The sequence below is a fragment of the Micromonospora sp. WMMD729 genome (assembly GCF_049315225.1).
GTDB lineage: Bacteria > Actinomycetota > Actinomycetes > Mycobacteriales > Micromonosporaceae > Micromonospora.
Genome location: NZ_CP186059.1, coordinates 4,496,233 through 4,522,611 on the forward strand (window position 1 = coordinate 4,496,233; position 26,379 = coordinate 4,522,611).

The 26,379-nt window shown below is 71.6% G+C and carries 21 protein-coding genes; 8 read left to right on the forward strand and 13 right to left on the reverse strand.

Going from position 1 to position 26,379, the window contains the following annotated elements:
• Nucleotides 1-3: 3 nt before the first annotated feature.
• The 3 genes from ACN263_RS20420 to ACN263_RS20430 form a co-directional block, all read right to left on the reverse strand.
• Nucleotides 4-888: an acyl-CoA thioesterase gene (locus ACN263_RS20420; protein ID WP_422735972.1), complete on the reverse strand. Its 885-nt coding sequence runs from the start codon at nt 886-888 to the stop codon at nt 4-6.
• Nucleotides 885-2,333: a pyruvate kinase gene (gene pyk, locus ACN263_RS20425; protein ID WP_422735973.1), complete on the reverse strand. Its 1,449-nt coding sequence runs from the start codon at nt 2,331-2,333 to the stop codon at nt 885-887. The genes ACN263_RS20420 and pyk overlap by 4 nt, the downstream gene beginning before the upstream one ends.
• 247 nt (nt 2,334-2,580) lie before the next feature.
• Entirely contained in the window at nt 2,581-2,946 is a 366-nt protein-coding gene (locus tag ACN263_RS20430) for a YciI family protein (protein ID WP_422735974.1), read from the reverse strand.
• 227 nt (nt 2,947-3,173) lie between these two features.
• On the opposite strand from ACN263_RS20430, the gene ACN263_RS20435 reads away from it, so the two are divergent.
• Complete coding sequence (locus ACN263_RS20435; RefSeq protein ID WP_422735975.1) at nt 3,174-3,488, forward strand: hypothetical protein; 315 nt, start codon at nt 3,174-3,176, stop codon at nt 3,486-3,488.
• Nucleotides 3,485-3,943: a hypothetical protein gene (locus tag ACN263_RS20440; protein ID WP_422735976.1), complete on the forward strand. Its 459-nt coding sequence runs from the start codon at nt 3,485-3,487 to the stop codon at nt 3,941-3,943. The genes ACN263_RS20435 and ACN263_RS20440 overlap by 4 nt, the downstream gene beginning before the upstream one ends.
• 24 nt (nt 3,944-3,967) lie before the next feature.
• Here ACN263_RS20440 and ACN263_RS20445 read toward each other — a convergent pair whose 3' ends face one another.
• Nucleotides 3,968-7,948: a CHAT domain-containing protein gene (locus tag ACN263_RS20445; RefSeq protein ID WP_422735977.1), complete on the reverse strand. Its 3,981-nt coding sequence runs from the start codon at nt 7,946-7,948 to the stop codon at nt 3,968-3,970.
• A gap of 190 nt (nt 7,949-8,138) precedes the next feature.
• Here ACN263_RS20445 and ACN263_RS20450 point away from each other — a divergent pair, with 190 nt between their 5' ends.
• Entirely contained in the window at nt 8,139-9,011 is an 873-nt protein-coding gene (locus ACN263_RS20450; protein ID WP_422735978.1) for an aldo/keto reductase, read from the forward strand.
• A gap of 25 nt (nt 9,012-9,036) precedes the next feature.
• On the opposite strand, the gene ACN263_RS20455 is transcribed toward ACN263_RS20450, so the two are convergent.
• The 3 genes from ACN263_RS20455 to ACN263_RS20465 all read right to left on the reverse strand — a co-directional run bounded on the left by ACN263_RS20455 (nt 9,037) and on the right by ACN263_RS20465 (nt 12,638).
• Nucleotides 9,037-9,456 carry an effector-associated constant component EACC1 gene (locus ACN263_RS20455; RefSeq protein ID WP_422735979.1) on the reverse strand — a complete coding sequence of 140 codons (420 nt, stop codon included), beginning with the start codon at nt 9,454-9,456 and terminating at the stop codon, nt 9,037-9,039.
• Between the two features lie 14 nt (nt 9,457-9,470).
• A complete protein-coding gene (locus tag ACN263_RS20460; protein WP_422735980.1) occupies nt 9,471-11,693 on the reverse strand; it encodes a M48 family metalloprotease in 2,223 nt (740 codons plus the stop codon).
• Between the two features lie 174 nt (nt 11,694-11,867).
• Nucleotides 11,868-12,638 carry an esterase/lipase family protein gene (locus ACN263_RS20465; protein ID WP_422735981.1) on the reverse strand — a complete coding sequence of 257 codons (771 nt, stop codon included), beginning with the start codon at nt 12,636-12,638 and terminating at the stop codon, nt 11,868-11,870.
• 232 nt (nt 12,639-12,870) lie between these two features.
• On the opposite strand from ACN263_RS20465, the gene ACN263_RS20470 reads away from it, so the two are divergent.
• Nucleotides 12,871-14,232: a pentapeptide repeat-containing protein gene (locus tag ACN263_RS20470; RefSeq protein WP_422735982.1), complete on the forward strand. Its 1,362-nt coding sequence runs from the start codon at nt 12,871-12,873 to the stop codon at nt 14,230-14,232.
• Nucleotides 14,233-14,238: 6 nt separating this feature from the next.
• Here ACN263_RS20470 and ACN263_RS20475 read toward each other — a convergent pair whose 3' ends face one another.
• Nucleotides 14,239-14,820, reverse strand: a complete 582-nt coding sequence (locus tag ACN263_RS20475; protein ID WP_422735983.1) for a TetR/AcrR family transcriptional regulator — start codon at nt 14,818-14,820, stop codon at nt 14,239-14,241.
• A 217-nt stretch (nt 14,821-15,037) separates the two neighbouring features.
• On the opposite strand from ACN263_RS20475, the gene ACN263_RS20480 reads away from it, so the two are divergent.
• The 4 genes from ACN263_RS20480 to ACN263_RS20495 all read left to right on the forward strand — a co-directional run bounded on the left by ACN263_RS20480 (nt 15,038) and on the right by ACN263_RS20495 (nt 19,061).
• Nucleotides 15,038-16,504, forward strand: coding sequence for an MFS transporter (locus ACN263_RS20480; protein ID WP_422735984.1), 1,467 nt, complete (start codon nt 15,038-15,040; stop codon nt 16,502-16,504).
• Nucleotides 16,505-16,607: 103 nt separating this feature from the next.
• Nucleotides 16,608-17,588 carry an SEC-C domain-containing protein gene (locus ACN263_RS20485; RefSeq protein WP_422735985.1) on the forward strand — a complete coding sequence of 327 codons (981 nt, stop codon included), beginning with the start codon at nt 16,608-16,610 and terminating at the stop codon, nt 17,586-17,588.
• 69 nt (nt 17,589-17,657) lie between these two features.
• The gene (locus tag ACN263_RS20490) at nt 17,658-18,515 is read left to right on the forward strand and encodes a hypothetical protein (RefSeq protein WP_422735986.1); all 858 of its coding nucleotides are present in this window, start codon (nt 17,658-17,660) and stop codon (nt 18,513-18,515) included.
• Nucleotides 18,516-18,647: 132 nt separating this feature from the next.
• Nucleotides 18,648-19,061 carry a hypothetical protein gene (locus tag ACN263_RS20495; RefSeq protein ID WP_422735987.1) on the forward strand — a complete coding sequence of 138 codons (414 nt, stop codon included), beginning with the start codon at nt 18,648-18,650 and terminating at the stop codon, nt 19,059-19,061.
• A gap of 72 nt (nt 19,062-19,133) precedes the next feature.
• On the opposite strand, the gene ACN263_RS20500 is transcribed toward ACN263_RS20495, so the two are convergent.
• The 5 genes from ACN263_RS20500 to ACN263_RS20520 form a co-directional block, all read right to left on the reverse strand.
• Nucleotides 19,134-19,535, reverse strand: a complete 402-nt coding sequence (locus ACN263_RS20500; protein WP_422740767.1) for a hypothetical protein — start codon at nt 19,533-19,535, stop codon at nt 19,134-19,136.
• The gene (locus tag ACN263_RS20505) at nt 19,535-19,846 is read right to left on the reverse strand and encodes a hypothetical protein (RefSeq protein ID WP_422735988.1); all 312 of its coding nucleotides are present in this window, start codon (nt 19,844-19,846) and stop codon (nt 19,535-19,537) included. The genes ACN263_RS20500 and ACN263_RS20505 overlap by 1 nt, the downstream gene beginning before the upstream one ends.
• Nucleotides 19,847-19,967: 121 nt before the next feature.
• The gene (locus ACN263_RS20510; protein ID WP_422735989.1) at nt 19,968-21,467 is read right to left on the reverse strand and encodes a type I restriction-modification system subunit M; all 1,500 of its coding nucleotides are present in this window, start codon (nt 21,465-21,467) and stop codon (nt 19,968-19,970) included.
• The gene (locus ACN263_RS20515; RefSeq protein WP_422735990.1) at nt 21,464-22,891 is read right to left on the reverse strand and encodes a restriction endonuclease subunit S; all 1,428 of its coding nucleotides are present in this window, start codon (nt 22,889-22,891) and stop codon (nt 21,464-21,466) included. Before ACN263_RS20515 ends, ACN263_RS20510 begins: the two co-directional genes overlap by 4 nt.
• Complete coding sequence (locus tag ACN263_RS20520) at nt 22,888-26,376, reverse strand: DEAD/DEAH box helicase family protein (protein ID WP_422735991.1); 3,489 nt, start codon at nt 26,374-26,376, stop codon at nt 22,888-22,890. Before ACN263_RS20520 ends, ACN263_RS20515 begins: the two co-directional genes overlap by 4 nt.
• Between the last annotated feature and the right edge of the window lie 3 nt (nt 26,377-26,379).

Genomic DNA, 26,379 nt, shown 5'->3' on the forward strand with positions numbered 1-26,379 from the left:
GGGTCAGGCGCCGACGCGGCGCAGCAGACCCTCCTGGACGGCGCTGGCGATCTGCCGGCCGTCCGTGGTGAACATCCGGCCGGTCGCCAAACCTCGCGCGCCGGACGCCGACGGGCTCCAGCAGTCGTAGAGGAACCACTCGTCGGCGCGGAACGGCCGGTGGAACCAGAGCGCGTGGTCCAGGCTCGCGCCGACCACGCCACCCGGCCCCCACACCTCGCCGTGCACGGAGAGCACCGAGTCCAGCAGGGTGAGGTCGGAGGCGTACGTGAGCGCGCAGGCGTGCAGCAGCGGGTCGTCGGGCAACTTGCCGTCGATGCGCATCCAGACCCGCTGGTGCGGGTCGGCCGGCCGGTCACCGGGACGGACCCAGCCGGGCTCCCCCACGTAGCGCACGTCGATGGGCCGGGGGATCTGCCCCCAAATGCCCAGCCGCTCGGGGTAGCGGGCGAGCCGGTCGGACATCGTCGGCACGTCCTGCGGCGGCGGCACGTCGAGCGGGGCGGGGGCCTGGTGGTCCAGCCCTTCCTCGGCCCGCTGGAACGACGCCGACATGAAGAAGATCGGCTTGTCGTGCTGGAGGGCGACCGCGCGGCGCACCGAGAACGACCGGCCGTCGCGGATGTTCTCCACCTGGTACTCGATGGGCTCGGCGGGGTCGCCGGGGCGGACGAAGTAGCCGTGCAGCGAGTGCACGAACCGTTCCGGGTCCACCGTGCGGCCGGCGGCGACCAGGGCCTGACCGGCAACCTGGCCGCCGTACACGCGTTGTGGGCCGACCGGAGGGCTCATCCCCCGGAAGGTCATCTCCCCGGTCGAGTCGAGGTCGAGCACCTCCAGCAGCTGGTCGACCGCCGCCTGGCCGACCGCGACCCGACCGTCGCTCACTGCAGCGCCCGCGCCGACGCCGCGTCGACCAGCGAGCCGAGCTGGTGCACGCGCAGCGTGTTGGTCGAGCCGGGGGTGCCGGGCGGGCTGCCGGCGACGATGACCACGTAGTCGCCGGGGTTGGCCCGGTTGAGCCCGAGCAGCGCCTGGTCGACCTGGCGGAACATGTCGTCGGTGTGCTGCACGAACGGCATCAGGAAGGTCTCCACGCCCCAGGTGAGGGCGAGCTGGTCGCGCACCTCGGGGACCGGCGTGAACGCGAGCAGCGGCAGGTCGCAGTGCAGGCGGGAGAGCCGCCGCACGGTGTCGCCGGTCTGCGAGAAGGCGACCAGCGCCTTGGCGTTGATGGCCCGGGCGATCGACGAGGCGGCCACGGTGAGCGCGCCGCCGTGGGTACGCGGGTCGTGCTGGAGCCGGGGCACGCCGATCGAGCCGGACTCGGTCGTCGTCACGATCTTGGCCATGGTGCTGACGGTCAGCACCGGGTACTTGCCGACGCTGGTCTCACCGGAGAGCATGACCGCGTCCGCGCCGTCGAGCACTGCGTTGGCCACGTCCGAGGCTTCCGCCCGGGTGGGCCGCGAGTTCTCGATCATGGAGTCGAGCATCTGGGTGGCCACGATGACCGGCTTGGCGTTCTCCCGGCAGAGCTGCACCGCCCGCTTCTGCACCAGCGGGACCTGGTCCAGCGGCATCTCGACGCCGAGGTCACCGCGGGCGACCATCACGCCGTCGAAGGCCAGCACGATGGCCTCCAGGTGCTCCACGGCCTCCGGCTTCTCGACCTTGGCCAGCACCGGCCGGAACACGCCCTCCTCGGCCATGATGCCGTGCACGAGCTTGATGTCCTCGGCCGAGCGGACGAAGGAGAGCGCCACCAGGTCGACACCGAGCCCCAGGGAGAAGCGCAGGTCCTCGGCGTCCTTGTCCGACATGGCGGGCACGCTGACCGCCACGTTGGGCAGCGAGACGCCCTTGTTGTTGGAGACCGGACCGCCCTCGGTGACGAGGCAGCGGATGTCGTTGCCGGTGACGTCGGTGACCTCCACGGCGACCCGACCGTCGTCGATCAGCAGGCGGTCGCCGGGCTTCACCTCCTGCGGCAGCTTCCGGTAGGTGCAGGAGACCCGCTCCTTGGTGCCGATGATGTCGTCGCTGGTGATCACGACGGAGTCGCCGGTGCGCCACTCGTGCGGGCCGTCGGCGAACTTGCCGAGGCGGATCTTGGGACCCTGCAGGTCGGCCAGGACGGCGACGGGCTTACCGGCCGCCTCGGACGCCTCCCGGACCATCCGGTAGACGGCCTCGTGGTCCTCGTGGCTGCCGTGGCTGAAGTTGAGCCTCGCCACGTTCATACCGGCCTCGACGAGGCCCCGGATGCGCTCCGGGGACGAGGTGGCGGGACCAAGAGTGCAGACGATCTTCGCGCGGCGTGTCACGCCCATCAGGCTAGTCTCTCCTTCAGGTCGGACTCGGGGCCGACCCCTTGCAGGCAGCGGAACAGGTGTCCAACGACGCGTGGCACGCGTCGGGCCGGCGGGCGCAAGCGCACCGGGAACGTGGTGGCGACGGGCAACGGCGACCGCGCGCCGGGAATCGTACGCCTCCGCGCCGAGCCGGTGTCGGCCCGCTCCCGGCGACGGCCCCCGGCGGCGTGTGCCGAGGCACCGTCACCAGCCGCCGGACCGACGCTCAGCTACCAGCCTTGACCAGGGGAAACTCCAACGAGCCGGCCGGGCAGAGGAAGGTCAACACGTCCACCCGGTAGAGGCCCGCCTGCACCGCCGGGTCGGCCTCCAGCACGCTGCGCACGTCCTCGACGCTGCCGGTGCGGGCCAGCCCGAAGCCGATCGGCGGCTCCGGGGTACGGGCCGGGCCGTCCACCGAGCCGGCGACCAGGATGATCCCGCCGCGTTGCAGCGCCCGCATGTGCTCGGCGTGTTCGGCCTGCAACCGCTGCACGGTCTCCGGGGGCAGGGCCCGTCCGGCCGCGCCGGGATAGATCACGATGCACTCGTACGTGTCGAGCGCGAAGTCGACCTGCGGCGCTCCCGCCATGGCGCTCCCTTTCGCCGTCGCCGGCACGCACCGGGCCGGCCGCCCGAGCCGGCGTCACCGGCACGCGCCCAGCCTCGCACGCCGAGGAGGGCGGCACCTGTCGCTCCGGCCAACTCCCCCTCGTCGGTCCGTCGGAGAGTCGGGACGCGGACACGGGCACGGGGGCGTGCCCGGTGGGGTCACCGGATACGGTGGACGGTCCAGACGTCGGTGGCGGGGAGGTCGGGATGCGCGACGACGAGCCGGTGTCGGGTCCACTGCCGTACGCCGAGGTGACCGACGAGGCGTACGCCGCGCGGGCGGCCGTGGACTTCCGGGCTCAGGAGTTCGAGTTCGCGGTGGTGCTCAGCGGCCCCTGTCCCCGGTGCGGCCACGCAAGCGCCACCACCCTCGTCGACGAGGTCTACCGCAAGGACGCCGCGACGCCCGACCCGGGCTACCGGACGCTGCTGTGCGAGTGCGAGGTCGAGCACCCGGGGTGCCCCGCCGGGCTGCGGGGCTGCGGGGCGTACTGGACGCTGCGGCTGGAGGTCGAGGCGTGATCCGTCTGCGTCCCGGCCCGCCCGCCACGGTGGCCGACCTGCACCGCGCGCAGCAGCTCGCCGGGCTGCTGCGGGGCGAGTTGGACCGGGTCCGCGCGGCGGCGCTGGCCTGGCGCAACGGCCTGGGTGGCCTGCTGGTGGCGCTGGTCGGGTTCAGCCTGATCCGGGGCCGCTCCGACGTGAGCACCCTCGCGCCGGGTTGGGACGTCCTGGTCGGTTTGCTGCTGCTCGCCGCGCTGGTCGCGGGCGTGACCGGGGCGCTCGCGCTGCTCCGCGCGGCGCACGGCCGGCTGACGGTGACCCCGGTGGCGGCCCTTCCGCCGGCCCCGCTCGGTGACCATCAGGAGGCGGTGGCGGCGGTCCGGTCGCTGCGTATCGGGGTGGGGCTGGTGCTGCTGTGCACCGCGCTGCTGGTCGCGGCGGTCGGCGTGACCTGGTACGCCCCCGGCCGCTGATCCCCCTGGCGGTGCACGCCACGGTCAGGGGCCCAGGTGGGCGTAGCCGGCCCAGGTGTCCGGATGGCCCGGTAGGGCGGTGCGGAGCCGGCGGACCGCCGCGTGCAGGGCCACGGCCGCGCGGTCCGGTGCGATTCCGCCGGGCACCGCGAGCCCGTCGTACAGGTCGGCGCAGAGCCGGACCGTCAGCGCGTCCGAGATGGACCAGAGCGCGCCGATGACCTGCCGGAAGCCGGCCAGTTGGAAGGCCGTGCCGAGGGTGAGCGCCTCGTCGGGCAGGGCCGCTCCACCGCGTACCGTCTCGCAGGCGGAGAGGACGGCCAGCGCGGCGGGGCGTTCCGCCGGCCGCCACAGGTCGCGGACGCTCAGCGGGCCGCCGGCCAGCTCGAGGTGACCCCGGGCCGGGGCGCGCAGGTCCTGGGTGCCGTGGCAGGACAGGTGCGCGACGGGCTGCTCGGGCAGGGCGTCGAGCACCGCGTCCGGGCTGGCCTGCGGCCCGAGCAGCGAACGTACCCGGGGTAGGTGCCGCCGGACGATCTCCTGTTCCTGCGCGACGCCGCGCAGGTCGGCCCGACCCGCCGTCTCCGGCATGCCGACGAACAGCGCCTCGTCGACCGGGTCGGGCCGCGCCGGGACGCCCCGGCGCGCGTGCGTCAGCGCCCGCAGCGACGCCGTGTACGACGGGACCACCCGGTCGAGCACCCCGTCGCCGTGATCGAGCGGGCCGGCGGCGTGCAGCGGCAGCAGCGTGAGCACGCCGGTGGGGCACCACCACAGCCGGGGCCCGGCACCGGCCGTCGGCACGGCGTCGGCGTCGGGCCGGGTGGGCAGGGCCACGTCGAGTACGGGTGCGGCGACCACCCGCCACAGCCAGTCCAGCGTCCCGGCCATCTCGGCGCGGGCCAGCGCGTGCCGACGCCGTACCTCGGGCTGCGGGACGTCCTCCGGCGAGGGCTCGGTGAGCAGCGCGATCGCGCCCAGGAATTGCGACGTCCGCACGATCAGCTCGGCCAGGGTCAGCTCCGGCAGCGGCACAACGGTGACCCGACCGTCGGCGACGACCAGCGCGTCGCAGCGCCGGTCGGCGACGTTGACCAGTACCACCGGACCGTCGGCGGCGGCCCGGGCCAGCTCGTCGAACGGTGGCGGACGGAGGAAGTCGGTGAAGCCGGGCCGGTCGCGGATCTCGGCCAGCAACCGGCGGCGGCGGGTGGCGAGGTCGTACCGCTGCTCCGGGGTCGCTCCCGCCCCGGTGGCCGCCACCCCGGCGTCGTCCCATCCGACCGGCGACATCGGCCCGGCCGACGACCGCGCCGGGAAGTCGTCGAGGGCGGCCTGGAGGTCGGCGAGCCGGGCGGCGAGGCGGGGCGCCTGCGCGCGCAGCGCGGCCAGGTCGGCACCGGCGTCGTGGGCGCGGGTGAGCAGGACGCCGCGACCGTACTCGAGCAGCTCCACCGCGCGCTCCGGGCGGTCCAGGGCGACGGCGACCGCCGCGGCGTCGCTGGCCAGTCCGGGGAAGCGGCCGAGCAGACGGGTCTGGTCGTCGGGGTCCATGCCGTGCCAGGCCACCAGGTCGATCAGCTCGATGGCGGTGGTGTACCCGTCGAGCGCGGCCGGTAGGTCGCCGGCCCGGGCGGCGTGTGCCGCGTACCGGCTGGCGGCTGTCGCCCGCAGCAGCGACGGCGCGGACTCGACATCGGCTGCGGCGCGCAGCGCGGCGGTCGCCTCGGCCGGCGCGCCGGAGCCGCCCGCGCCGGTCTCGGCGACCCGCTCCAGGGCGGTGGCCAGGTTGCTCAGGCACATGGTGCGGGCGGGGTGCTCGGGTGCCAGCGCGTCGACGGCCGCCCGGTAGGCGGCCAGCATGGCGTCGGTGTCGGCGTGACCGGCCTGGTGGCGCAGCAGGAGGGCGTTGCCGAGGTTGGTGAGGATTCGGTGCCGGTCCGCGTCGGCCACCGGCCGCCGGCTCAGCCGGTCGAGCAGCCGAACCGCCTCGTCCAGCGCCGGCAGGTCACCGCTGAGGCGGTGCCGCAGCAGGTGGGCCAGCGCGTAGGTGCCGACCGTCTGGGCGTACTCGGTGGGGTCGGCCTGCTGTTCGGCCAGCTCGGCGGCCTCGCGTAGCGCGGCCACGGCGGTGTCGGAGTCCCCGGCGACGCCGGCCGCGACCTCGTCGGCGGTCCGGCCGTCGGCGGGCAGCGCGCCCTCGACCACCAGTTCGACCCGGCGGTTCAGCGCGGAGCCGTAGTTCGTCAGCGCCGGCAGGCGGTCCGGGTGCCCGGGTGGCGTCGTGTCGACCACCCGGGCCAGCACCTGGATCGCCTCGGTCAGGGTCGCCAGGTCCTGGGTCGAGGCGAACAGCGCGTGCAGCACCAGGCCCAGGTTGGAGCGGTAGCGGGGCAGGGAGGTGTCGTCCGGCGCGGCGGCGGCCACGGCCGATCGCAGCGCGACCGCAGCCGGCTCCAGCAGCTCCGGCTCGCCGGCCAGGTCGGCGAGTTCACGCAGGGTGTTGCCGAGGTTGTTGAGGACGTGCGGGCGCAGCGGGTCGGTCCGAGGCAGCAGCCGTTCCGCCTCGGTCAACGCGTCGCGGCCCTCGCGCAGCGCGCCCACCCCGCCTAGGTCGGCGTGGCCCAGGGCGAGCGCGTGACCGAGGTCGGCGAGCCGGTGCGCCCGCTGGACCGGGTCCCGGGCGGCGGCCAGGCCGGCGCGCAGCAGCCGTACCGCCTCGACGACGTCGTCGGCCCGTCGTCGCAGCTCGTACCGGGTGATCAGGAGACCGCCCACGACGTGCCGCAGCTCGTCGCCGCCGGTCCCGTCGGGCCGCGACCCGGAGCCGGCCCGGTACGCGTCGATGGCCGCGTCGAGGTCGGCCGGGTCGGCGGCGGTCAGGTGCCGCTCGGCGAGCAGGCTGGCGAGCCCGAACTGGGCGGTGCCGGCCAGGTCCGGGGTGAGGCCGCCGAACCCGGTCAACGCCGACCGGTACGCCTCGATGGCGGCGTCCCGGTCGGCAGACGCCTGGTCGCGGGCGAACCGTTCGGCGAGCGCGGCGCCGTGCAGCGCGGCGGCCCGGGGATCGGCGCTGTCCCGGGCCGCCGCGAAGGCGTCGACGGCCTCGTCGAGGTCGCGTGGCCGCCGGTGCAGCCGCCACCGGTCGCGCAGCCGTTGACCGAGGTTCATCCGGGCCATCGTGCGCACCGGCGCGCCCGGCGCGGCGGTCCGGACCGCGTCCCGCAGCGCGGTGATCGCCTCGTCCAGCGCGGCCGGGTCGTGGTCGACGTCGTACGTGTCGCCGAGGACGTTGCCGAGGTTGAACAGCCGTACCGGACGGTCCGGGTCACCGACGCCGGTGGCCTCCAGGCTCTCCCGGTGCGCCTCGACGGCCGCCGCCAGGGCCCGCCGCCGGCCGAGGTGCTGGAACTGGTCGCGGTGCACCTTGCCGAGGGCGGACAGGTAGTGCAGCCGCTCCGGCGCTCCGGCGGGTGTGGCCGTGAGCGCCTGCCGCAGCAGCGCCTCGGCCTGGTCGGCCGCCCGGTAGTCGCGGTTGGTCTCGGCCGCCGCCATCAGCAGGACGGCCTCGACGTACCGGGCGTTCGCCGCGCCGTCGCGGGCGGTGCTGCCCGTCGGGGCGGTCCGGGGGCGCGGCGGTCGGGCCTGGTCCGCGGAAGCGGGTCGGGAGCGCAGCAGCTCCCGCAGCGGCTGCGGCACCCGTTCCGGCGCGAAGCGCAGCAGGAACTCGGTGAGCCGCAACGCCTGGTCGAGGTCGTCGGCGTCCTCGCCCGACGGCAGCAGCCGGTAGCGGTACCAGTGCAGGCTGGCCAGCAGGGACATGCCCTCGGCGACCCGCTCGGGCAGCGGCCCGTCCGTGGGCGTGGCGGTCACCAGCTCGACGACGGCCTCGGCGTCGTGGATCGCGCCGGAGTCGAGGACCGCCCGGCGGTCGCCGGTGGCCGCGAAGCGGTCCAGCCGCTCCCGCAACCGACCCACCGGGTCAGGTCTGAACCGTCGCCACATCGCGCCTCCCCCGGGCCGGCCGCGCCGACTCGACTCAGGCGTAGCAGACCGGACACGGAGAGCGCCACCCGTGTCCCGGCACACAATCGGGCGGGCCGCGGCATGACGGGCGGATCCCGGGGGACGATCACCCGGTGGCGGAGTGTCGTCCTGTCCCCGCCACGGCGTGAAGATGATGAAGGATGGGCTTATGGCGACCGACATCAGTAAGCAGCCCGCGAAGGCGTCCGGGACGTACCGGATCGGGGGTGACATCACGGTCAACCGCCTCGGCTACGGGGCGATGCAGATCACCGGCCCCGGCGTGTGGGGCGATCCGAAGGACCCCGCCGAGGCGGTCCGGGTGCTGCGTCGGGCGATCGAGCTGGGCGTGACGTTCATCGACACCGCCGACTCGTACGGGCCGTTCGTGTCCGAGCTGCTGATCCGCGAGGCGCTGCACCCGTACGCCGACGACCTGGTCATCGCGACCAAGGCCGGGTTCACCCGGGCCGGACCGGGCGACTGGCGGGTGGTGGGTCGCCCGGAGTACCTGCGTCAGCAGTGCGAGCTGAGCCTGCGTCACCTGGGCCTGGACAGCATCCCGCTGTACCAGCTGCACCGGATCGACCCGCAGGTTCCGCTCGCCGACCAGCTCGGTGAGCTGGCACTGCTGAAGCAGGAGGGCAAGATCCAGCACATCGGGCTGTCCGAGGTCAGCGTGGAGCAGATCGAGCAGGCGCGGGCGATCACCGAGATCGTCTCCGTGCAGAACCTCTACAACCTCGCCAACCGCAGCGCCGAGGACGTGCTGGACTACTGCGAGCGCAACGACCTGGCGTTCATCCCGTGGTACCCGATCGCCACCGGGGAGCTGGCCCGGCCGGGCGGTCCGCTGGACGCGATCTCCAACGCGCACGGCGCGACGCCCGCGCAGCTCGCGTTGGCCTGGTTGCTGCGTCGGTCGCCGGTGATGCTGCCCATCCCGGGCACGTCGTCGGTGGCGCACCTGGAGGAGAACGTGGGCGCCGCCGACGTACGCCTCACCGACGACGAGTTCGAGGCGCTGGCCAAGGCGAGCTGACCGCGCCGGCCCGGACGCCGTGGACTCAGCCGACGGCGTCCGGGCCGATCTCGCGGGCGGCGCGCAGCGCCTCGGTGGCCTGGGCGGCGCGTAGCGCCTCGGTGGCCTGGGCCAGCAGGCGGGCCGAGTCCGTGCGCCCACTGACCTGCAACTCCACCTCGGCGTCCCCGGACTGGATCCGGATGCTCGCCTCGGTGCGCTGCTGGTCCACCCAGGACTGCAACAGGTTGAACAGCCCCGGCAGCAGTCCCTGAGCCAGCACCGCGATGATCACGGCGTCGCTGAAGCCGGGCCGTCCCCCGCCACCGCCGGCCGCCCGGACCACCGGCCGGTACTCCGGGCGGCGGTGGATCCAGGTCAACAGGTCGACCGCCGCGGGCTGCCGTTGCCGGGGGTTGATGGTCAGCCGTACGGGCAGCCGGGCAGCGGCGTCGCTGTCGGTCACGGTGGGTCTCCCGGTCACTCGGAGGCGGGTTGGAAGGTGACGGCGTCCCCGTCGGCGGTGGCCCGACCCGTGACGGTCAACGCGTCGTCGTCGCTGAACGGCGAGCTGGTGCCGAAGTACGTGGTGGTGCCGCTGACCTGCACCCGGCCCTGACCCTCCAGCGGCGTGGACACCTGGGCGGTGCTCGGGCCGGTCAGCTCGACGGCGACCTTCGGGTACTCCAGGATCTTCCAGGTGACCTTCTGCGCCGACCCGCCGTAGTAGCGGAACGGGCATCCCGGCGGCGCGGCGACCGTCTGCTTGGCGCACTCGTCCAACCAGGCGCGTACCCGGGTCTGGACGGCCTCGACCGCCGTCGGCTTGAGCACGGGGGCCAGTTCCAGGGTCGCCGAGCCCTGCCCCGGGCCGACCAGCAGGGTCTGGGTCGGCGTCTCGCTCAGCGCGCTGGACGGGCCGGTCGCCGTGTACAGGCCGGGCAGCAGCACCAGCGGCGGACCCTCGGTGGCGACGGGCAGCTCCACCCCGTTGAGGCGTACGCCCGGCTCGGCGATCGACGAGTTGAGCGGGATCGGCCCACCGGCCAACCGCCAGCCGTGGAACAGACCGGCGGTGGTCTCCTCCTCGCGGCGCAGGGTGAGGGTTGCCGTCTGCCGCGCGTCACCCAGCCGGTACGCCACCGTGGCGGTGGCCGTGTCGCCGTCCCGCTCCAGCGAGGTGACCTCGACGTCGGTCGGTGGTTGGTAGCCCTTGCCGCGCAGCAGTTGGGCGAGCAGCTTGTGGTCGGTGCCCTCGCCGGAGTCGGCGAGGTGGTCGAGCGCGGCCTCGCTGTCGGAGTCGGCGAGCGCCGAGAAGAACCCGTCGACCGTCGCCTGGGGGCGGAAGAACGCCCACTGGATCACGCTCAGCCCGCTGGCGCCGAGGCAGGCGACGAGAGCGAGAACGCCGACCAGCAGCCAGGTACGGCGGGTGCCGACCGGACCGCTCTGGCCGAACAGCCGTTCGGCGGTGACGGACGCGGCCGCGTCGGCGGGTACGCCCGTGTGGGCGGGTGCGCCGATCATCGAGGCCCGTTCCAGCGCGTCGAGCCGCAGCTCGTGCGGCGGGTGGGTGGCGCAGACCGCCTCGTCCCAGCCGCTGCGTCCGCTCTCGAAGGAGAGCCGTCGCTCCAGGATGCGCCGCAGCCCGTCGACGTGCCCGGTCAGCACCGCGCCCAGATCGGCCCGGTACTCGGCGGCCCGGACGTCGCGGGCGTGCAGGGGCAGCACCACGTACCGCATGGTGAGCAGCACCGGCCAGAAGAACAGGAACACCACGAAGTTGGTGGCCGGGTGCGGGAACGTCCGCATCAGCCAGGTGGGCAGGGCGTGGGCGAGGGTGAGCGGCAGGCCGACGCCCCGGACGAAGGCGCTGGTGATCTCGTCCCCGGTGCGCCAGTGCACCAGCTCATGGCTGAGCAGCGCCGCGACCTCGTCGTCCGGCTCGCCGAGCACGGCGGTGGTGACCACCACGTGCCGGGCGTACGTGCGGGCGTTGCTCAGGACCGGGTCGTCCTCCATGAGCAGCCGGGGCACGCTGGGCAGGCCGAGGCGCCGGGCGCAGTCGTCCAGCACCGGACGCAGTCGCGCGTTCTCGCGGCGGCTGGGCTGGCGCGCGCCGGACACCACCAGCAGGCTCGGTTCGAGCAGCACCCGGTACAGCGTGTAGACGACGCCGATCAGCGCCGCCGCGACGACCGTGCCGATCAGGCCGGTGAGCAGCGCCAGCGGCTCGTCCGCGACGGTCAGCCAGGGCAGCACCAGCACGGCGAGGAAACCGGCGAGGAAACCGACCACGAACCCGGCCACCCCGCCCAGCATCCCGCCGGAGCGGCTGAGGAACGCGTCCAGCAGCGAGCCGATCAGCGGCGCGTCGCGCAGCACCGTGGGGATCTGGTCGTCCGCGCCGGCGCCACCGGCGAAGAGGCCGACGACGGCGAAGCTGAGGCCACCCCAGAACGCCAGGAGCAGCGCGATCGGCAGGTAGAACCAGGTGGCGACGAACGCGCCGAGCACGCCCCGCCAGTCCCGCAGGATGCCGGCGCGCAGCCAGATGAGGGCATTCGGGTAGCCCGGTGGCCGGTCGGCGAACCCGCCGGTGGCCGGCGGAGGATCGGCCGCCGGGGGTTCGGCGGCCCGGACGTCGAGCTGCGGCACTGTCGGCGGGGTGCTCTCCGGCGGCACCCGCTGCGGCTCGGTCATGCCCACTGCTCCCTCTCGACGGACCACGTCCACACTGTCGGGAGTGGACGGCCGGAGCAGGCTATCGAGGACATCTGATGTCTGCCACACCGTTTCCGAGGATCGTCACGTACCCGACAGTGGCCGTCGCGGGCGGGGTGCGGCGGTCCCCGGCGGACCGCCGCACCGACGTGCTCAGACCGCCAGGCAGTTGGGTCGCACCGGGCCGTCGACCAGGGCGCCGCGCACGATGGTGTACGCCGTGCCGTCGAGCACCAGACCCAGGTGCCCCACCACCCGCAGCGGGCAGTACGACTGGATGAGCACGTTCGTCGCGCCGTCGTTGACGGCGGCGTTGCCGGTCGGACGGACCAGTTCGTCCTGGAGCGTGCGGATGGTGGTGTAGCGCACCGACCCGGGGGTGTCGTCACCGGCGTTGAGGTCGGCGAGGAACGCCGAACCGATGGTCATCTGTTGGCAGGCGACGACGCCGGCGCAGCTGCCGAGGCCGAGGAACGACACGATGTTGGCGACGTACGTGCCGTACTGCGGGGTGCCCAGGCTGACGTACCGGCCGACGGTGGCGGTGCCGCCGAGCCGTTTGAGGTAGTAGCGGCTGACCAGGCCGCCCTCGGAGTGGGCGACGACGTCGACGGTCGTCGCGCCGGTGGTGGCGCGTACCTGCTCGACGTACCCGGCGAACGCGCGGGCCGAGGCGGGTATGTCGCCGAGGCCCAGCCCGGGCAGCTGGTAGATGAAGGTCCGGTAGCCGTCGGCGCGCAGCCGGGCGGCGATCGGCTCGTACGCGACGGCGACGCCGCTGAGCCCGCCGACCACGATGACGGGGTTCGCCGCGGCGGCGGAGACGGTGGCCGAGGCGGCGGGTGCGGCGGTCGCGGTTCCCGCCGAGGCGAGCAGGGCGGCGGTGGCCAGGGACAGGACGAGGACGGTCTTTCGGAGCAGCATGGCTGCACCTCCGGGGGGGAGGCGCCCGACGATCCGGGCAGGTGGGTGGGGGTGTCCGGTCGACCGTGCGACGATGATGCCCGCAACAATTCGGCAACGTCAATGACTTGTTACGCGCCGGTAACCCGTTGTCCCGCCGAGGGCGCAAACCGGCAAACCGGTCACGCTCCACACCGGACACCGGGGCACCGGCACACCCCCGCGCCCCGACGACCGATGGCATGCTGTGGCCGTGGCTGCCGACGAACCTCCCGAGCGTCAGTTGCGGGTGATGCCGTGGTGGCTGGTGCTGGTCGGCCTGCTGCTCGCCGCCGCGCTGGGCTGGCTGGTGCTCGACCTGCTGCTCACCGAGGCCGACCGGGCAATCCAGCCGGACACCCGGGCCACGCTGCGCATCGACGCGATCCGCACCGGCCTGAGCGTGGTGGCGGGTACCGGCGGCGGGCTCGCCCTGCTGCTGGCCGCGCGCCGGCAGTGGATCGCCGAGCGGGCGCAGCGCCACCAGGAGACCGTCGCCGCCCGCGACCAGGCGCACCGGGACCGGGTGCAGGCGCACAGCGAGTCGGTGGCCGAGGCCGCGCAGCGCCAGCAGGACCGGCAGTCCACCGCCGCCGAGCACGACGCCGCCGAACGCCGGCTCACCGAGCTCTACACCCGGGCGGTCGAGCTGCTCGGCAACGACACCGCGGCGGTACGCCTCGGCGGGCTGCACGCGCTGGAACGCCTCGGCCAGGACAACCCCTCGCAACGGTCGACGATCGTGGCGGTGCTCTGCGCGTACCTGCGGATGTCGCCGCCGGACGACGAACCGCGCGAGACGGAGGTCCGGCGCACCGCGCAGCGGGTCCTGACCCGACACCTGCGCGACCAGGACGAGACGGCGCACTGGCCGGGCGTCGTACTGGATCTGACCGGCGCGGCGCTCGTCGACTTCGACGCCACGGGCTGCACCCTCGTTGACGCGACCTTCACGGGGGCCGCGTTCACCGGCACGACCAGCTTCGCGGGCGCGACGACGACGGGGCGTCTGCTGCTACGAGCGGCGAGCTTCAGCGACCTGACCCTCGACGGCCTCACGGCCGGCGGCGAGGTCGTCCTGGACGACGCCCGCATCCAGGGCCTCGCGAGCTTCGACAGGGCCGATTTCGCCGACGGCCTGTACTGCCGGCGGTCCCTGTTCGCCGGGCAGACCTCGTTCCGCGGGGCGACGTTCGGTCAGCCCACCAGCTTCGACGCGACCCGCTTCGAGGACGCCACCACGTTCCAGGAGGCGGTCTTCGACGGCGCCCTGTCCATGGAGCACAGCGAGTTCGGCCAATCGGCCAGCTTCTCCAACGCCCGTTTCGCGAACATGGCGCTGTTCCGTTGGACGATCTTCGAAGGGGAGGCGTCGTTCGATCGGGCCCGCTTCACCGACGCCGCGAACTTCGGCCGGGCCCGGTTCCACCGCATGGCCAGCTTCCGCGACGCGCAGTTCAGCCGGCCACCCCAGGTGGAGCAGGCCCGGGCGGTGGTCGATCCCGGCCACCGGTGGCCGGCGGGGACGGTCGTCAAACGGCTCGACGACGAGTGGCTGGTGCTCGTCGACGAGTGAGCGTCGTCAGCGAGTGGCGGCCGCCGGGCGCAACCCGTCGAGGGCCACACCGAGGACGCGGTCGCGTTGCTCGGGCGACGGGAACTGGGCCATCGTGAGCCCACTGATCAGGCGCACCACGTCGTCGAAGCCGACGTCGTCGCGGACCGCACCGGCCGCCTGGGCGCGACGCATCAGCGGTTCGCCGGCGGCGTAGATCTCCGTCCGGCACGTCTTGAAAATCTCCGAGTCGTGCAGCAACTGCTCGGCGAGCGCCCGCTTGGTGGCGACGTACGCGACGAAGCGGTGCAGCCAGGCGACCAGGGCGTCCCACGGGGGCAGCTCGGCCAGGTCCTCGGCGGAGCGGCTCAGCGCCCGGACCTCCTCGACGTAGACGGCCTCGAAGAGGTGCCGCCGGGTCGGGAAGTTGCGGTAGAGCGTGCCGATGCCCACCCCGGCCCGGCGGGCCACGTCCTCCAGGGAGGCGGCAGCGCCGTTCTCGGCGAAGGCGTCGCGTGCCGCGGCGACCAGGGCGTCGTAGTTACGCCGCGCGTCGGCCCGCTTGGGCCGCTGCGCGAAGACCTCGGGCACCTGCCCCGCGGTGGTCATGACGTGCGTCACCTCGTCCTGGTTGCATCCGGAGGCAACCCTCCGATAGCTTAGTGGAGGCACCCCTCCGGAACTCCCGGAGGCCTGCCTCCGGATAGCTTACCTCGGGACCCGCCCGATCCGCCTGGCCACCCGATCGCCCGGACCCGACAACCTGCCCGCCGCCGACGACGGGTGACACACGTCTCCTTCCGTACCATTTCAGGAGTTTTCTCTCGTGGCAGTGACCTCCCGACGCGGCTCGCGTCGGCTCACCTTCACCGTGCTCGCGGCCGGCGCCGGATTCTTCGCGATGCTCCAGTCGCTGATCACCCCGGTGTTGCCGACCATCCAGCAGGACCTGCACACCTCCCAGAACACCGTGACCTGGGTGCTGACCGCCTACCTGCTCTCCGCTTCGATCTTCACGCCGATCCTCGGACGGGTCGGCGACATGGTCGGCAAGGAGCGGATGCTGGTCGTCTCGCTCGCCGCCCTCGCCCTCGGCTGCCTGGTGGCCGCCATCGCGCCGAACATCGGCGTGCTGATCGTCGCCCGGGTCGTGCAGGGCATCGGCGGCGCGGTCTTCCCGCTGTCGTTCGGCATCATCCGCGACGAGTTCCCCGCCGCACGGGTCTCCGGCGCCGTCGCCGCCATCTCGGCGATCGTCGCCGCCGGCGGTGGCCTGGGCGTCGTGCTGGCCGGCCCGATCGTCACCGCGCTGGACTACCGGTGGCTGTTCTGGATTCCGCTGGTCGTGGTGGGGCTGACCGCCGTCGCCGCGCACCTGTTCATCCCCGAGTCCCCGGTGCGTACGCCGGGCCGGATCGACTGGCGTGCCACCCTGCTGCTCTCCGGCTGGCTGGTCGCGCTGCTGCTGCCCATCAGCCAGGGCGCGGCCTGGGGCTGGACCAGCACCCGGGTACTCGGCCTGCTGGCCCTCGCCGTGGTGCTGCTGGTCAGCTGGCTGGTCGCCGAACTGCGCTCGACTAACCCGCTGATCGACATGCGGATGATGCGCCTGCCCGGCGTCTGGACCACCAACCTGGTCGCCCTGCTCTACGGCGGGTCGATGTTCTCCGTGTACGCCTTCCTGCCGCAGTTCGTGCAGACCCCGACCGCCGCCGGCTACGGCTTCGGCGCCAGCATCAGCCAGGCCGGTCTGCTCATGCTGCCGATGCTCGTCGCGATGTTCGTCGCGGGTCTGGTCGCCGGCCGGCTCCAGGCCGTGTTCAGCGCCAAGGCGCAGCTCGCCACGGGCGCGGCGTTCAACGTGGCGGCGTCCGCGATGCTCGCCGCCGCGCACGACACCCGCTGGGAGGTCGCCGTCGCCGGTGGTCTGGTCGGCCTCGGCATCGGCCTGGCCTTTGCGTCGATGGCCAACCTCATCGTCGCCAGCGTGCCCGCCAGCCAGACCGGCGTGGCGACCGGCATGAACGCCAACATCCGTACCATCGGCGGCGCGATCGGCGCGGCCGTGGTCAGCGGCGTGATCACCGCCCACCCGCAGGCCAGCGGCCTGCCCCGGGAGGCCGGTTTCACGGCCGGGTTTCTCCTCCTCACGGCGATCGCCCTCGCCGCCGCGCTCGCGGCCCTCGCCGTCCCGTCCGCCCGGCGGGCGTCGGCCGGTCGCCGGCCGTCCGCCACGGCGATCGTCGAGTCCGAGCTAGCCGGCGAGTTCGCCACCATGCCGGCGACCCGCTGAGGTCCGCGTCGCAGCCCGGGCGGTTCGCCGCCCGGGCTGCGCCCGTTCCGGGGGTACGCTGGCCGGTCGTCACCCGTCGTCGCTCGTCGCTCAGGATGTGCCCATGCCCCAGATGTTGACCACCGAGCGGATCGCCGAGATCGGCTCCCTGGGATCCGGCACCCCGGACCCGGCTGCGCTGGTCACCGAGCTGGTGAGCGCCGTGGACGAGGGCCGGGTCGCCGACCCCGCCGACACCGGGTACGCCCTGTTGGTCGCCGCCGACATCCTGGAGCAGGCCGGCGACCTGGCCGACGCGCTGGCCCTGGCCACTCGTGCCGTCGCCGAACAGCCCGACGACAACACGTACGGCCGGGCCGTGCGCGGCGGCCTGCTGCTGCGCCTCGGCCGGGTCGACGAGGGCCTGGCAGAGCTGTCCGAGCTGCGTCCGCTGCTGGAGACCGATCCCGACGCCGCCCACCTGGTCGACGAGCTGACCGAGTCCGGCCACGCCGAGACGGCGGTCGACTGGCTCACCGCGGCACTCGACGCGATGGTGGACCGCAGCCGCACCCACCAGTACGAGTCCGAGGACGCCCAGGACACGGCCGCCGCCATGATCTTCGGGTTGGCCCAGCGGCGGCACGACCTGCGCGAGGAACTGGGCCTGCCGCACGACGAGCACGACACTCTCGCCGACCGGCTGCGCGACGCGGCCAGCCACGCCGCCGACGTGCTAGACGACGGCCCGGCCACACTGCTGTTCTGGCCGAAGCCGGAGTTCGACGCGCTGCTGCTGCGCTGGCCGGCCCTGACCGAGAGCTACCCGGCCACCTGGGACGAGCATCGCGCCCAGACCGAGCGCGCCCTCGTCGACGCGTCCGGACTCGGCGGCGGCGTCGGCCTGGGCGTCGTGGCGGGCAGCGTCGAGGGTCTGGCGGCCTTCGCCGGTGCCGACCCCATCGACGAGGAAACCCTCGACGAGTACGCCGACAGCCTCGACGACGCCGGCATCACCTCCTGGCCGCCGGGCCGCAACGACGCCTGCTGGTGCGGCTCGGGCACCAAGTACAAGAAGTGCTGCCTGCCCCGCTCGCGCGCCTGACCGTACCGGCGCTTGCCCCGGCTGGGACCATCGACGTGTTGGCCTTCGTCGCTACCGGTCGGAGTTCGCATGGGTGGCTTGTTCGACGTCGTCGCCGCGTGGATCGCCGGAGAGCCCACGGACAAGCTGGAGCTTTTCGGCCTGACCATGGTCTTCTGGGGTCGCCTGGGCAAGTCGATGCTCTACCTGGCCGGGCTCACCATCCTGGTGGATCTCGCCGACGCCGGGAAACTGCGGCGACGGGGAGCGGCGTCCGCCGCGCGGGCCGGCCGGACGTTCCACCGGATGCGGCGCAAGCGCCAGGTCGGTCGGCTCGTGCTGCTGCACGAGACGGTTCGCGATGACGTCGCCCAGACGGTCCCCCGCCGTGGGTTGATCCTGGCGACGCGGCCACCGGCCACCGTCCCCAACGGCGTACACCTGTCCCTCGGCGAGTACCGCGACTTCCACGAGAGCGTGCGGGCCGCCCTGCCCGAGGAGCACACCTGTCGGGACCGGCACGAGAAAACCCTCTGTCCGGACCAGTTCGAGTACGTCGTGCGTCGAGTCAACAGCCTGCTCGCCGACCAACTGCCCGCCGACCAGCGTGACCTGATCCGCGATGCGGAGGCGACCCGCAAGAGCGTCGTCCCGTACTTTGCCGTCGTCGCCATCCTGGTGATCGCCGTCTGCATGGTGCGCGCCGACGACTGGGTGTGGGAGCGGACCTCGACATCCGTCGGCATCCTGCTCGCCCTGGTCGTTTCCGCCGCCGTCGTCCTTCCGGCCGTACGGCTGGCCCTCGCCGCCGTGGGCTACCGGCTCTGGGGGTCGGTGCTCTCGGCCTACGGCGCACTGCTCGACCAGACCCGGCCACTGCACCTGTTCCGCTGGGTGGCAGCCGGGCTCTTCCTCGTCGGCGGCGCACTCGACCTGCTGGCGTCATGACCCGGACCTGTCGGCGTCGCGGCTGCGGTCATCGGCCGCTCGGTGGGCGAACATCGCGCGTTCCATCGATATTCGCAAACGCCGAGCGGGGCTAGGGTGACCGGACCAACCACTCCCGTGAAGGAGTACGTCGTGCGCCGCATCACCACCATCACCGCGCTGCTCGGGCTGTCCCTGGTCGCGCTGCTCACGCCGACACCGGCGAGCGCGGCCAGCACCGTCGACGTCACCTCGGCGACCCTTGTCGCCCGGGGCGTCGCCGTCGACATCACCCTCACCGTGACCTGCGATCCCGGCCTGTCCGGCGCCACCGAACTGATCGTCCGGCAACGCTCCGGCGACCGGGTCGCGTACGCGAGCGGTTGGGCCCCGCTCGACTCGTGCACCGGAGAGCCGCAGGCCGTCACCGGACGCGCCTGGGTGGAGGGCGGCGGGCTGGCCCTCAACCCCGGTGTGGCGCTGATCAGCGGCGGCTTCGAACTGTGCAATCAGGACGTCTGCGACTACCCACGGTTCGAGCAGACGGTCCGCATCAAGCGGAAGTGAGCCACTTCGACGGCGCGTCGGTCGGCCGGCAGGATCGCCGGTCGGCGCGTCGTCGTCGCTGGCGCGTCTCGGCTAGCCAGGGAAGCGAATGACCGGAAGGTCGCCGCCGTCGCCGTAAGCCTTACCCTCGCTCGTCAACACCGAGGCGTCGTGCTCCAGCACAGCCATCACGACGGCCGCGAGGTCAACCCGACCGGTAACGACACGCCAGTACGCCAATTCCTGCCAGTCCTCACCCCAAGTGGGCAACACTGCACAAGCCGGACGTTCGAGCAGTCGGTGCACCAGCGCCCGATCACCCGGATCGTCCACCATCGCCAGCACTTCGGCCGCCACGACAGCCGGCACACCGAAGCGGACCCCATCGTGAGCCACCTCGTGGATAGGCTCGGCGACATCCATGGATCCGGCCAGATAGCCGAGCAACGCAGACCGGTCCAGTATCAGCCGGACCGCCGGCCCGTTCGGATCCATCACGCTGCCGGGGCCTGACTGCCGGGACCATCGAGCATTTCGGCGGCCGCGCGGCGTGAACGGTCCCGCAGCGCGGCACGTCGACCAGGCGACCACTCCTGCTCGACCGAGGCGCGTTGCGCCCTGGCCCGGGCCTGCCCCTCCGCCGTCACGGTCATGCCCCGGCGGGCCAATTCAGCGTCGAGATCCTCAGCACGCATCCGCGCCCGAATCGTGTCGACTACGTACGCGCTGGCGTTGGGCTCACGCTCCAGGCGCTCCGCCACGTCCTGCGGAAGCGAGAACGACTTCTTGCTCACCGATCCGGTCATACCGAGGAGCCTACCGAATCGCACCGCCTGGTCATCGGCGACACGCGCACGCTGCCTTAGACCTGATTGACCGCGCCCCATGCCCCAGCTTCATCGCACCCAGCACTACGAAGCGGACGCATCAGCTCGGATTCTGCCGCACCTTCGACGCGGTCAAGGCTTCCGCGATGGCCGCGAACTCCCGTAAGGCCGCCTCCAGGTCCTCGACGATCTCCTGCGCGATGACCTCCGGTGGCAGTAGGGCGTCGGCGTCCTCCAGGGAGGCGTCCTTGAGCCAGGTGATGTCGAGGTTCACCTTGTCCCGGGCAATCAACTCCTCATACGAGAAGGGCTTGAACCGTTCGGTCTCGACCCGCTCGGTGCGGTCCTTGCCCGGCAGGTAGCAGTCGACGAAGTCCTGGAGGTGTTCACGGCGCAACGGGTTCTGCTTCAGCGTGAAGTGCTGGTTGGTGCGGAAGTCGTACACCCAGAGCTTTTGGGTCCACGGCTCTTCGCGGGCGCGCTTGCGCTCGAAGAACAGCACGTTGGCCTTCACCCCGCCGGCGTAGAAGATGCCGGTGGGCAGGCGCAGCATGGTGTGCAGGTCGTACTGCTTGAGCAGCCGGCGGCGGATGGTCTCGCCCGCGCCGCCCTCGAAGAGCACGTTGTCGGGCAGGACGACTGCGGCCCGGCCGTCGATCTCCAGCAGTGACGCGATGTGCTGGACGAAGTTGAGCTGCTTGTTGGCGGTCGTGGCCCAGAAGTCGTTCCGCTCGATCTCCCGCTCCTCGCGCGTGGAGCGGCCGTCTTCGCCGACCATCCGGATCGAGGAGCTGCGGCCGAACGGCGGGTTCGCGAGGACCAGGCTGTAGCGCCGGTCCGGTTCCTTGCCGAGCGCATCTCTGATCGCGATCAGGGACTCACCGCTGGGGGTGCCGATGCCGTGCAGCAGCATGTTCATCGCGGCGAGACGGGCGGTGCCGTCGACCAGTTCGGTGCCGGTGATCGCTCCGTTGGCGAGCCGCCGCCGCTGGTCCGGCGTGAGGTCGCTGCCGTGGTGGCGCTGGATGAAGTCGAAAGCGGCGAGCAGGAAACCACCGGTGCCGCAGGCCGGGTCGGTGATCGTGTCGTCGGGGGTCGGCTGCATGCAGTCCACCATGGCGGCGGTCAACGCGCGCGGGGTGAAGTACTGCCCCGCACCCGACTTGGTGTCCTCGGCGCCCTTGGCCAGCAACTCCTCGTAGGCGTCACCCTTGACGTCGACGCCCGTCCCCGACCACTCTTCCTTGTCGATCAGGTCGACGATCAGCCGCTTCAGCTTCGCCGGATCCTGGATCTTGTTCTGCGCCTTGCGGAAGATCGTCCCGAGCGTGCCGCCCTCGCGGGCCAGCCCGGTCAGGATGTGCCGATACTGCACCTCCAAGGCATCGCCCTCGGCATCGAGCAGCGTCTGCCAACTCAGCTCGTCCGGCACGATCTGCTCGGGACGGATCTGGCGGTTGGCCCGCTCGTCGGCCATCTTGAGGAACAGCAGGAACGTCAACTGCTCCACGTAGTCGATGGTCGAGACGCCGTCGTCACGCAGCACGTCGCAGTAGTTCCAGAGCTTCTGCACCAGCCGGCGCGAATCCACAGTGCTCACAGCGGCAGTGCCTCCTGCTGATAATCGTCGCCGGTCACCCTGGTCGGCGGAGCCGCCAGCTCTTTCTGGGTACGCCGTGAGCGGGTCTTCTGTTTGGACGGTGCGGATGTAGCTGCCCGTTCGGCCTTGATGCGGCTAAGCAGCTCCGATGCTGGCTCGTCGTTGAAATCCTGCGCCCCCAACCTTCCGTTGAACGCCTCCGAAAGCAAGGAATTCCTCAACCATGCATCGCGCTGAACTAGCTGAGTCAGCGATTCCTCAACCCGTTTCAGCTCGGCGTCCACCAGCTTATAGCGAGCCACGCGCTCAGCCTGCTCCTCAACTGAAGGCAGGCTCAATTCCACCAATTTGAGGTCTCGATTTGAGATTCCCGCCTGGCCTGCCGTCGTCTTTATCATTGCTTCAATCTGCCGACGCCCACGACCAACACTGCATGCCATCGCGACATATTCGGGACATGCACGACTCCGGTCCAAAACAACTCTGATAAGCTTGTCTGGATAAGTCAACTCTCCCACGGCAGGGGGGACGACGGCGCACGCTCCGACATAGTCTCGGCTGCCATTGTATCGCGTAAAAAGAAGGTCCCCTTCACGCACCAATTGATTGATTGCCCCCAACTCGTCCGCACTTAAACCGGTATAGCGCAGATCAGAGCGGTCTAGCAGAAGCGGGCGCACGGCACCAATTCGCAGGATCGGCACCCCGTTGGGCTCAATCCCTGCCCGCGACACGAAGATGCCGTTCCGTACGACAGTCGCAAGATCACCTATTGTGACTAACGCTTCATCCGAGCCCGATCGCTCAGTCGGTTCGACAATTGCGGATACTATGCGCTGCCGAAGCCTCGCCGACCTCCGATGCGCCGCCTGCAATAGCGCTGACGCAGCACCGCTACGGGAGAGGTGATATTCAAGAGTGGCTACAATTCGCCGCTGCTCGGCGAGCGGCGGCAGTGGGAGTCGCACCGACTTCAGCTTTCCGACACTCAGCGTGTAGAGCCCGCTTGTGGAGCCTGCGACTTCACGAAGGTGGCGCGCCACCAGAGGCGAGTTCCAGACAAGCTCAAGGAAATCATGCAGGAGCGCACCAGTTGGGCGGACACGAATCAAGTGGTTCTGGTGCACGCATCTATCAATGCTGCCGTCCCAGGTCGCGGCACGGCCGATCTGGTCCGGGCTGCCGTTTCCCTCGACGACCAGAAGATCCCCACGCCGCAACTCAAAGCGCTCCAGCTCGCCATCGAATAGCTCCACCTCGTGCACGTCAGCAAGATCCAGCTTACCTCGGTGCACATTAGCCACCCGCAGGAACGGATATTTATTCAGCACCGGCCGCCGTTTGGCCTGCTTCTGGATTCCACCCTGAACGTCCGCGACATCAGCCAGGTCAACCCAGATCCAGCCTGCGGGCAGGTCGGTCACGCCGACAGCTCCTGGTTCAGCTCGTTGAGCAGCGGCTCGGCGCGCTTGCCGAACGCGCCCGCGTACCCATCGATCCCGCCACGCTCGCTGAACGGCGCGCCCTCCAGGTCGTCGGGGGTGATCTCCACGCTGACCGCTATCACGTCCTTGATCCTTTCCAGCCACCACGCCTGATCGGCAGTGAACGTAGCGCCCGACTGCTCCTGCCGGAGCAGCCACCCACGGAAGCGCTCCTCGACGAGGTTGCGGTACGGACGCAGCTCTTGATCGAGTCCCAACTCATACCGGATGAGGCTGACAAGATCCGTCACTCCCCTGCTTCCGGGGGCGTCCGAGGTGCGGCCGAGCAGCACGTACGACTTCCACAGCGACTCCGGCGTCCACGCCTGCGGCGGGCGGGCGATCCGCGCGGCCAGCTCCTTGAGTTCGGCGTACCCGACCCTCCCGCGCCCCTCGTAGAAGACCTGCAACGCGGTGATCTCGTCGCGGTGCTGCTCCAGGTAGTCGTGCCAGCTCTTCACGGTGACCTGAGCGCGCTCCTCGGGCGGCACGCCGGCCGCCGAGATCAGCTTGTCCGCGTTCACCTCGTCGATGGTGATGTCGTGCGCGCGGCGGATTTCCAGGATGCGTTCGCGCAGCGCCGGGTTCGCGGCGAGCGGGCGCAGCGCGCCGGCCAGCAGGTCGCGTACGGCGTCCGGGCCGGCTTCCTTGGCGGGGTTGAGTTGTTCGGGGGCGACCGCGTCGACCAGGCCCCGCACGATGCCGGTGAGCGGCTGGTCGGCGAGGTCGGCCAGCTCGGCGCGCTCGTCGTCGGTCAACTGCTGCTCCAGCCGCGCCAGCCGAGCGGCGAGGGTGGCTACCTCGTCCGCGTCGGCGGTCAGGGTGCCGGCCTTCTTCAGCAGGTCACGCAGGGAGATCTGCCGTTCCGAGTGGCGTTGCAGCGGCACCGCCTCGTCCAGGTCGGCTTCGGTGACACCGACCGCGTCGACGATGACGAACCGGTCCTTGACCTCGGCGTCGGGCGTGACGGCCTGGAATTCGGCAGCGTCGATGGTGCGGGCGCCACGGCCCTTCATCTGCTCGAAGTAGGTGGCGCTGCGGACCGGCCGGAGGAAGAACACGCACTCCAGCGGGCGTACGTCGGTGCCGGTGGCGATCATGTCGACGGTCACCGCGATGCGCAGCTCCGGGCTGTTGCGGAACGCCTGGATGAGGGTGTCCGGGTTGTCGCCACCCTTGCGCGAGGCGTACGTGATCTTCGCGGCGAAGTCGTTTCCCCGCCCGAAGACGAGCCGGACCATCTGCACGATCTCCTCGGCGTGGTTGTCGTCTCGCGCGAAGATCAGCGTCTTGGGCACGGTCGTACGACCGGGGAAGATCTCCGTGAACAGCTTCTCCCGGAACGTCTCCAACACCAGCTTGAGCTGCCCCTTGGAGATCACCGAACGGCCGACCTGGCTGCCGCCGTACGTGAAGTCGTCCTCCAACTCCTGGTAGCGCTCGGCCCGGGTGCGGCGGTCGCGCAGCGGCACAACCGTGCCGGCCTCGATGTCAGCGCCCTTCTCGGTGATCTCGGTCTTGATCCGGTACACGTCGAAGCCGACGTTCACCCCGTCGGCAACCGCCTGCTCATAGGTGTACTCGGAGACGAGGTTCTGCTGGAAGAACCCCAGCGTCTGCTTGACCGGCGTCGCCGTCAGCCCGACCACGAAGGCGTCGAAGTACTCGATGACACCCCGCCACTTGCCGTAGATCGAGCGGTGGCACTCGTCCACCACGATCAGGTCGAACGTCTCCGGCGGCAGCAGCCGGTTGTAGGCGACCTCGGCCGGCTCGTCCAGCTCGTAGTCGTCGAACGCCCGATCGTCGAGATCCGGATCAGGGAGGTCGTCACCGCGCAACGCGCCGTACAGCCGCTGGATGGTGGAGATGACCACGGCGGACGAGTCGAGCATCCCGGTCCCGGACAGCCGGTCGACGTTGTGCAACTCGGTGAACTTCCGCCCGTCGTCCGGGGTCTGGTAGCCCGCGTACTCCCGCAGGGTCTGCTTGCCGAGGTTGTTTCGGTCGACCAGGAAGAGGATGCGCGTGGCGCGAGCATGCTTGAGCAGTCGGTAGCTGCTGGTTACGGCGGTGAACGTCTTGCCGGCACCCGTCGCCATCTGGATCAACGAGCGCGGATGGTCCTCGGCGAGGGAGCGTTCCAACCCGTCGATGGCGTCCACCTGCGCCGGGCGCAGGCCGAGGCGGTCCAGCGCCGGCATCCGCCGCAGCCGCGCACGCAGCGTCGGCGCCGCCGGGTCGTCGTCGGCCTCCCGCATCCACCGTGCGAACGTCTCGGGTCGGTGAAAGGCAAATACCTCGCGCGTACGCGGGAACGGGTCGAGCCGGTTGACGAAGGCCGTCTCGGTACCCGTGGCGACGTAGCCGAAGGGCAGCGGATCGTCCCGACGCCAGGCGGCGAGCTTTTGCGCGGCGGTGAGCCCGTTGAGGTAGCGATCGAGTTGCGCCTCCACGCCTCGCGGCGCGGTCCCCTCCCGCTTGGCCTCGATCACGCCCACCAGACGCTGATTGACGTAGAGCAGGTAGTCGGCCCGGCCGGCCGCGAGGGTCACTTCCCGAACAGCGACACCGGTGCCCGCGTACAGGTTGATCTGGCTCTCGTCCTGGACGATCCAGCCCGCCGCGCCCAACTGCCGGTCGATCTCGACCCGGGTCTGCATCTCGTTGAGCGGTTCGTGCGAGGCCCGACGCGCGCGGGCGATGAACTCCTCCCGCCGGGCGGCCGAGACCTTCGGCGTCGCCTTGCTGTCGAGCGCCGCCTGTTCGGCCTCGGCAGACGGTGTCAAGCTGGCCACCAGGGCCGCGGCCTGGTCACGACGGGCGTCGGCATCACGAACGGCACGGTCCGCGGCGACCACCGCATCGGCCTGGGCCTGGGCCAGTGACGCCTTACCCTCCAGGAGGAGTTTGGTCTCGGCCAGCTCGTCCTTGTAGCGCTGGATCTCCGCCTGGAGGCCGTCCGCGATGCTCTGCGGCACCTGGCGGGCAGGTGGCGTCGGGGGCACGAAGCCGATCGGTGCGCGGTCGCCGGTCAGCGCCCGATGGAACCACACGCCCAGCTCGAAGCAGGTTCGCAACATGTCGAGCGCCGCGCGGACCTCACCCAGATGATCGTGTACGGCCTTGTTGCCCTGGTTACGCAGCAGGTCGAACGCGCGGTAGATCTCCGGGGTGAACGCGCCGTCCGCGTGCAGCGCCTGCACCCGCTGGAAGAAGTTCTTCTGCGGCTTCGCGCCGGTACGCCGGATCAGCTCCTTGGCAAGCTCGTCACCGAAGGTACGGCTCTTGAACATCGCGGCCTGGGCGTCGACGTAGACGAGCAGCTCGGCGCTCGCTCCGTAGTAGACCAGTAGCTTGTGATCACGGAGGAATCCGAAGTTGGCGGACTGCTCTGCCAGACGTCGTACCTGTCGAGGATCCACGAC